The sequence below is a fragment of the Undibacterium sp. TC9W genome (genome assembly GCF_049339865.1).
Lineage (GTDB): Bacteria > Pseudomonadota > Gammaproteobacteria > Burkholderiales > Burkholderiaceae_D > Undibacterium.
This window is the reverse complement of the sequence record NZ_JBMPPJ010000018.1, coordinates 117,533-126,319: the sequence shown is the minus strand read 5'-3', so window position 1 is coordinate 126,319 and position 8,787 is coordinate 117,533. Positions and strand designations below refer to the sequence as shown.

Below are 8,787 nucleotides of genomic sequence, written 5' to 3'. Positions count from 1 at the left end.
GCCAGGCCGCCAACAGCACTGTATTGACTGCAGGCGGGGTATTCAATGGCACAGCTGGACTGAATGAGAACTTCACCGGCAATGTGGCAGCACTGGTGGGCACAACCGTCAACGGCAATGGTAGCGATTCAGACACCATCACCATCTCAGGCGGCGGCACGGTCAGTATTGGTAATGGCAACACCATCACCAATATCAAGACCCTGGCTACCGACAATACCGCAACCAATGTCAACTTCACTGTCGCTACCTCCGGCATCACCACTATCAACGGCGGCACTGGCAATGACAATGTCAACCTGACTAATTCTGGCAGTTCCATGCTGGCCGGCAATGTCAACCTTGGCGCAGGCAACAATACTCTGACGCTGGAAGGCAAGTCTTATAGCGGCACCTTTGTGGCAGGCGCAGGCAGCGACACCCTGCTCCTGGTCAATGGCAGCAATATCAGCGCGGCCAATGTGAGTGGCTTTGAGACGGTCAACATCGCCAATAATGCCTCCGTCACCATGACAGCGGCACAGTTTGGTGGTTTTACCAATGTTGCTGCGGCGGCCGGAACAGAGACCATCAACTACACCACGGCTGGCACGATTACAGGAACTGCCAATGTAGAAAACTATGTACTGGCCAATGGCAGCAATACCTTTACCGCGGCAACTGGCCTGGTATCGGTGACAGGTGGCACGGGCAATGACACCATCAATGCCAGCTCAGCCATTATTACTGCTTCCACAGCCATCAATGGTGGTGCGGGGACAGATACGCTCAATGTTGGTGCGGTAACCGCCGCCCTGGACATGTCTGCCAAAGTCAGCAATGTAGAAACAGTCAATGTCACAGGTGGCACAACTGCAACCTGGACCGTGACAAACGAGAATGGTGCTGGCGTCACCCTGAACTTCACCAAGTCAGCTTCTACTGCCATCAATGGCATCACGCTGGGTTCGGGTGGCCAGACCCTCAATATCCTGGGTACAGGCACAGGTGCCAGTACCATCACCGGTGGTTCTGGTGTGGATACCATCAATTTGTCCACCACGGCAACTGGTGCAGATGTGATTGTGGCAGGCTCGAACATCAATGCCATGGATACTGTCAATAATTTCAAGGCAGCAGGTGCAGACAGTTTCGGGACTGGCGTTGTCGCGACCTCGCTGTTTAACCTGACTATCGCCAATGCTGACAGCAGCAACCTGGCGGCAGCGATTGCGACTGCCGCAACAGCAGCGGGGGCGAGCCTTGCCAATACTGGCCAGGCCTATACCATCACCGTCAACAGTGGTACCGCAGCAGGCACGTATGTGTTCCAGAATTCGGGCAGTAGCGCAACAGCAGTGGATGGCAGCGACTTTATCGTCAAACTGGGTGGCACTACCGGCAGTATTGTGGCCAGTGACTTTGGTATTGCCAATGCCGTCAGTGTCACCCCCGGTGGCACGTTCAATGGTGTCTCTGGCGCCAACGATATCTTCATGTCCAGCATTCCTGGTCTCAATGGGACGACCATTGCCGGTAATGCGGCAGATACGGATGTACTGACCCTGACTACGGCTGGCACTGTCAACCTCAATAATGGTAGCACCGGCGGCACCATCAGCAACGTCAAGGTTCTGAATCTGGCCAATGGTACCAATACCATCACCTACAACACGCCAGCAGGCTTCACGACCATCAATGGTGGTTCTGGCAATGATACCATCGGCATCAACGAAGCCTTTTTGCCTATCGTTGTGAATGGCGGCTCCGGCACCGATACTATCGTGCTGTCGGCTACTTATGCTGCCACGGCATCCGGTTCCGGTGCCTTTGCTGCCAATGTCAGCGGCTTTGAGAAATTGCGTCTCACCAGTGTCACCAACCAGACCATAGACCTGCAAACCCTGGGTAACTATAGCGACGTCACTTTCTCTGCCGCGAATGGCCTGACACTGAGCAACTTGCCGAGCAATGGCAATATCACGCTCAATGGCACGGGCACGGCCTTTACCATTTCCAATGCTGCGTTTGTCGGTGGTGTCAATGATGTCGTCAACCTGACTTTGACTGACGGCAGTACTTCTGGCGTTTCCTTTGCCAGCGTCGGCATTACTGCATCTGGTGTTGAGACTGTCAATATCAGTGTCAACGATACCCAAGCCACGCCCACAGGCCTGTTCAATGACAACATGACCTGGCTTGGTAACTCGGTCAAGACCTTTAATGTGAGTGGCAATGCAGGCCTGACCTTGTCATCATCGAGCACCGCGCTGACAAGCGTTGATGCCAGCGGCATCACCTTGGGTGGCTTTACCTGGACAGCCAGTGCCCTGACCGGTGCAGCTACCGTCAAAGGCAGTGCCACCGGTACCAATACCGTCATCATGAACCTTGCGACGGCTGGTGTTAATTACACTGGTGGTACAGGTAACGACAACGTCACGATCAATGCCACTGTTTCCAGCACAGCGTCCTTGGGCAACGGCAATAATAGCCTGTCCCTGAATGGCGTTACAATACTCGGCACTTATACTGCTGGTACAGGTACTGACACACTGGAGTTAACCGCACCGAATTTGGATATCAGCAATGCCACGATTACCGGCTTTGAAAATCTGTCCTTGCGCCCTTCTGGTGAACTCGAAATCAAGGCAACCATAGCCCAGATGTCGCAATTTACCGGCAACATCAATCATGCAAATGATCTGAGGCTGACCCTGACTACGGCTGGTAGCTTCAATGCCTTTGGGCGTATATTCGGTTACAGACTCGCCAATGGCACCAACAATTTTACGTCAAACGATTGGGTGCAAGAAGTGCTTGGTGGATCAGGTAGCGATACTTTTAATGTTACGGCCGACCAGATCACCTCCCGCTCGCCCTGGCTGAATGGTGGTAATGGTACGGATACCCTCAATATCGGCGCGACCACCACCCAGAACATTGATCTGAGTACCAGAGTCTCGAATATCGAAACCATCAACGTGGCTGGCAGTACGGGTACAGCCAGCTTCACCAACGCGAATGGTGCAGGTGTCACATTGAACTATACCAAGAGCACGGGCGATAACACCATTACCCTGGGTACGGGTGGCCAGGCATTGAACCTGCTGGGTTCCAGCTCTGCGGCGACAACCATCACGGGTGGTTCTGGTGTGGATACCATTAATTTGTCCACGACAGCCACAGGAGCGGATACCATCGCGGCTGGCTCGAACATCAATGCCATTGATATTGTTAATAATTTTAAGGCAGCAGGTGCAGACAAGTTTATTACTGGTGTTCTGGCCACATCACTGAATAACCTGAATATTGCCAGCGCTGACACCAGCAACCTGGCGGCAGCCATTGCGACCGCTGCTGCAGCTGCAGGGGTGAGCCTTGCCGATACTGGTCAGACTTATACCATCACCGTCAATAGTGGTACAGCAGCGGGTACGTATGCGTTCCAGAATTCGGGCAGTAGTGTAACAACCGTGGATGGCAGCGACTTTATCGTCAAACTGGGTGGTGCCACAGGCAGCATTGTTACCAGTGACTTTGGTATTGCCAATGCCGTCAGTGTCACTGCTGGTGGCACGTTCAATGGCGTCTCTGGTGCCAATGACATCTTCATGTCCAGCATCCCTGGGCTCAATGGGTCGACCATTGCCGGTAATGCAGCAGATACAGATGTACTGACCCTGACCACGGCAGGCACTGTCAATATCAATAATGGTGGCACAGGTGGCACCATCAGCAATATCAAGGTATTGAATCTGGCCAATGGTACCAACAACATCACCTACAACACATCGGCAGGCATCACGACCATCAATGGGGGTACAGGTGATGACACCTTCATTCCCGACACAGCCGTGTTGCCTATCGTTGTGAATGGCGGCGCGGGCACTGACACGATCGTGCTGACGGCAGCGAATGCGGCCTCACAATCCGGCTCGGGTACCTTCGCCAGCAATGTGACCGGCTTTGAGAAGTTGCGACTCACCGGCGTCACCAACCAGACCGTCGACTTGCAGACACTGGGTAACTATAACGACGTCACTTTCTCTGGGGGCAGTGGCCTGACACTGAGCAACTTGCCCAGCAATGGCAATATCACGCTCAATGGCACGGGTAGTGCCTTCACCATTTCCAATGCCGCCTTTGCGGGTGGCGTCAATGATGTCGTCAACCTGACGCTGACTGACGGCAGCGGTTCTGGCGTTGCCTTTGCCAACACCGGTGTTACTGCATCCGGCGTCGAGACCGTCAATATCCGTGTCAACGATACCCAGAACTCCCCTTCAGGCGCTTTCAACGACTCACTGACCTGGCTGGGTAACTCGGTCAAGACCTTTAATGTGAGTGGCAATGCAGGCCTGACCCTGTCATCATCGAGCACCGCGCTGACAAACGTTGATGCCAGCGGCATTACCAATGGGGCCTTTACCTGGACATCCGGTGCACTGACGAGCGCAGCGACGGTCAAAGGCAGTGCCAGCGGTACCAATACCGTCAACATGAACTCTGCCAGGGCGGGAGTGAACTACACTGGTGGTAGTGGAAACGACAATGTGACAATCATTGGCACTGTTTCCAGCACGGCGTCCTTAGGCAACGGCAATAATAGCCTGACCCTCGGTGGCGCGACCATCCTTGGTACTTATACTGCTGGTACAGGTACTGACACACTGATGCTCAACTCACCGACAGCGGATATCAGCAATGCCACGATTACCGGTTTTGAAAACCTGATGCTGACCCATAATGCCAATATCACAGCAACCATAGCTCAGATGTCGCAATTTACCGGCAATATCGATGCAATATCTTATGTAACGCTGAACCTGACTACGGCTGATACTTTCAATGCCTTTGTGAGTATACCCAAGTACATACTCGCCAATGGCACCAACAATTTTACGTCAAACGATTGGGTGGACCAAGTGCTTGGTGGATCAGGTAGCGATACTTTTAATTTTACGGCCGACCAGATTGTCACCCGCCTGCAAACGGCAGACGGCGGCAATGGTACGGATACACTCAATATCGGTGCGACTAACACTCAGAACATTGACTTGAGTACCAAATTCCCGAATATCGAAACCATCAACGTGGCAGGCAGTACAGGTACAGCCAGCTTCACCAACGCGAATGGCGCAGGTGTCACATTGAACTATACCAAGAGCACGGGTAACAACACCATCACCCTGGGTACGGGTGGCCAGATCCTGAACCTGCTGGGTTCCAGTTCTGCGGCGACAACCATCACCGGTGGTGCGGCGGTGGATACCATTAATTTGCAGACCGCTGGTTCAGGCTCGGAAACATTGATAGAAACTGGGGCCACTATGTCGAACAAGACGCAGATAGACGTGGTGAGTAATTTCAATGCGACCGGTACGGATTACTTCAAGACTGGCGTCAAGGCAACGATACTGACCTCCTACAACATAACTACTGCCGATACGTCCGACTATATGACCCAGATAGATAGTATGCTCTCCGTTTTCGCGGAAAATCAGACAAGTGAAGCTTTCCTGATCAAGATAGCGGGAGGTACAGCAGCAGGAACCTATCTGTTTGAGAACAACGGTTCAAATGTCTTCAAGTTTGACGCTACCGACTTCTTTGTGAAATTGACAGGTACGGTTGGCACTATTACTGCGGCCAACCTGATTGCATAAAGCTTAAACGACATGCGCTAAAAAACTTCTAAGCGAATACGTACTTCAACATACCAATTAAAGGTTCCTAATGGCAAATACATCAGCAGACATGCAAAAGCTTTACATCGCTTATTCCTTGCAGGTATTGCAACCAAACGTAAAAAGTCTCATCCAAGCAAATTCACAGACCGATATGACTAATTTCATTCTTGTGTAATCAGGCTCATATCCTTACACTTGAAGAATGAATGAATCCTTGACGCCAGCATTTTCAGAAGAACCTATCACCGTTGTCATTGCGGAGGACCATGCGCTGGTGCGTGATGGTCTGAAGATGCTGATCAGGGACATTCTTCCGCATGTTGAATTCGTCGATGCAAGTGATGCCATGACGCTGAGCGCGGCCATGGCAGTGCAAGCACAGCCACACCTGGCGCTGATTGACCTGAACATGCCAGGGATGGAGCGGGGTGATGCCTTGCAGGACATTCTGAGCAAGTGGCCGCAAATACCAGTTGTGGTGGTATCGGCACTCAGTTCACCCGACCTGGTGCGTCGCTGCCTGAATCTTCCTTCAGTCTGCGCGTTTGTGTCAAAGAATGCCAGCGCCGCGCAAATGAAGGCAGCGATCAAGTCCAGCCTTGAAGGCGGCAGGCCAGGCTTTGTCCAACTCAGCGAGCCCAAGCAAGAGGCAGTTGTAAGGCTGAGCCCGCGCCTGGAAGAGGTGCGTGAGCTGTTGCGCATGGGCATGACCAACAAGAGCATAGCGCAACAGTTGAATATCAGCGAAGGCACCGTCAAGAATTATATGAGCGAGATTTTTAAACAGCTCAACGTCACCAATCGCACGCAGGCGGCGCGTTTTGACGAGGACTTGAAATGAGCGTGGAAACAGCCACGCCAGCCATTTCACAGCCTGACCCAGAGGAAATACCGGCCGATGCGTCCACCTTTCCCGGCGCCATGGTGGCACTGGGATTGGTTGCTTACTATTTTTCCAGCGTATTGCCGGGCTGGAAGCCACTCACCTGGTGGTTGCTGGTGGCTTTTAGCGGCACACTGCGCCTGGCAATCATACGCCGCTCCAAATTCGACAGCATGCCGGAACAGCGCCGACGCTGGCTCTTGCGCGGCCTGATCTGGATGTATATGGCAAGCATATCAAGTGGCACTTACTTTTTATATGTGCCGGGCGATATCACCATGCAGGCCTTACAGACGGTCTATTTATTGGGCACTGCAACGGTGTTGATTACCCATCTGGGCGGTATGGACTGGGTCCGGATTATGGTGTCCCTGCTGATTCTGGGCACGCCGAACGCGCTTCATCTCATCGTCGAGGGTGTAATGCTGGGGCATACGGCGAGCTGGGTATTGGGCTGTTGTACGCTGTTTGTGCCTATCCCACTGGCACAACTGACGGGCGTTCACATGCACCTGATGCGCACGCAGTTTGAGTCGCGTATGCAAGCGGAAAGTGCGGCCAGGGCAATGAGTGCGGTGGCAATCGCCAAATCACGTTTCTTTGCGGCGATCAGTCATGATCTGCGGCAACCCGTGCATGCGATTGGTCTCTACCTGGACGCGATAGAGCGCGTGGTGGCAGAATCAGGTAATCCGCAGGCCAGACATGCGGTGGTTGGCATTACTCTGTCCTGGCAAACCTTGAACGATCTGCTTTCCAAAGTGCTTGATCTGGCCCGCCTTGAAGCCAATATGGAACAGCCTGATCTGCGCACGCTGGCGCTAGCACCTTTGGTACAGGAATTAGTACTTCAACATAGCCCAGTGGCAGAGCGCAATGGTGTGCGTCTGGTTGCGCTTGTCAAACCAGACCGGCTGGTTTATGCAGACGAATTAATGCTCAAACGGGTGTTGTCCAATCTGCTGGGGAATGCAATCAAGTATTCTCCACCTGGCCGTGCGGTAGTGATTGCCGTGCGCCCGGCAGGTGATCAATGGAAGATTCAGGTACGGGATGCTGGCTGTGGCATCGCAGAGAAAGATCAGGCACTGATCTTTTCTGAATTTGTGCAGATCAATAACCAGTCGCGTGATCCGTCACAAGGACTTGGCCTGGGTCTGGCAATTGCAAAACGGTTAAGTGAGTTGTTGAGTGGTGCAATCAGTGTGCGCTCTGAACCAGGCCATGGGTGTTGCATGACGCTGACGCTCTCACGGCATCTCCCTGATCTTGCCCAAAAACCAGAACCGGTTCTGGGCGTTTACCCTATGTCGCAAGGCGATTCATGGGGCTCTGATTCACTTATTTTACAGAACCTGAAAGTCTTACTTGTTGAAGATGATTTGTTGGTGGGAAATGCCATGGTTCAGCTAATCCAGGTCTGGGGGGGGGATGTTTATTGGGCAAAGACAGCTGCGGCGGCGCGACTGAATGCGTCAGAACGTGACATTGCTATCTGTGATGTGCGATTACCAGAAAACGAGTCCGGCCTTGATTTGGCAAAATTACTACAAACTGCGGGTACGCAGGTCATACTGATTAGCGGTGAAACTGATCAGAAAGCACGTAGTGATGCTGCTCAGCATGGCATCAAGCTCCTCACCAAACCTGTTTCTCCAAAGGATCTTATGCACGCCCTAGCGTCTATCAGGGCTCTTGCTGAGCAAAGCGAATTTACGGAGGATTAGCATGACCTATCCAATTTTTCGTTTAGGTAAAAAAGCGCCTCTTGCGATTGTCAGCTTGCGCGATGATAAAGCCATTTGATGTTGGCATGATCCACTTGGCAGAAATCTTGCTCCAAGTCACACCGCAACAATTCCGATTAGCCGTAAGGTACATCGCTTATTTACCGCGACTTCCTCTTAAAAATCCCCAACACCACAATCAGCAGCAACAAAGGCAATAAAAGCGGCGAAAAAATCATCAAAAACAAGCCGCCTATCAGCACCGCAAAACCCACCAGCAAAAACGACACACCGGCAATCACCAGCCCAGCCATGATCATGGCAAAGACGATGGCGATCAGTGCCACGGCGATACCGCCGATTGAAAAGCCATTATCAGAAAAAATATCAAAATCATCCGGACTCCAGTCTAGGTTTAAATCGATGGGGCTGTCCATGACATACCAGATGACCAGCAAGAGTATGCAAAACGCAGTGAAACGGGCGGATGATTTTTGGTCTGACA

General features: G+C 52.4%; 4 protein-coding genes. 3 read left to right on the top strand and 1 reads right to left on the bottom strand.

All coding sequences use genetic code 11. From position 1 onward, the window contains the following. The first annotated feature begins 23 nt into the window (after positions 1-23). The 3 genes from ACO0LN_RS22340 to ACO0LN_RS22330 all read left to right on the top strand — a co-directional run bounded on the left by ACO0LN_RS22340 (position 24) and on the right by ACO0LN_RS22330 (position 8,282). Positions 24-5,648 (top strand): beta strand repeat-containing protein, encoded by a 5,625-nt coding sequence (locus ACO0LN_RS22340; protein ID WP_422977600.1) that lies wholly within the window; start codon positions 24-26, stop codon positions 5,646-5,648. Positions 5,649-5,874: 226 nt separating this feature from the next. Further along, on the top strand, positions 5,875-6,513 hold the full coding sequence (locus ACO0LN_RS22335) for a LuxR C-terminal-related transcriptional regulator (RefSeq protein ID WP_422639914.1): 639 nt from the start codon (positions 5,875-5,877) through the stop codon (positions 6,511-6,513). Next, positions 6,510-8,282 carry an ATP-binding protein gene (locus ACO0LN_RS22330; RefSeq protein ID WP_422977598.1) on the top strand — a complete coding sequence of 591 codons (1,773 nt, stop codon included), beginning with the start codon at positions 6,510-6,512 and terminating at the stop codon, positions 8,280-8,282. Before ACO0LN_RS22335 ends, ACO0LN_RS22330 begins: the two co-directional genes overlap by 4 nt. A gap of 161 nt (positions 8,283-8,443) precedes the next feature. Here ACO0LN_RS22330 and ACO0LN_RS22325 read toward each other — a convergent pair whose 3' ends face one another. Continuing rightward, on the bottom strand, positions 8,444-8,719 hold the full coding sequence (locus ACO0LN_RS22325; RefSeq protein ID WP_422977596.1) for a hypothetical protein: 276 nt from the start codon (positions 8,717-8,719) through the stop codon (positions 8,444-8,446). Between the last annotated feature and the right edge of the window lie 68 nt (positions 8,720-8,787).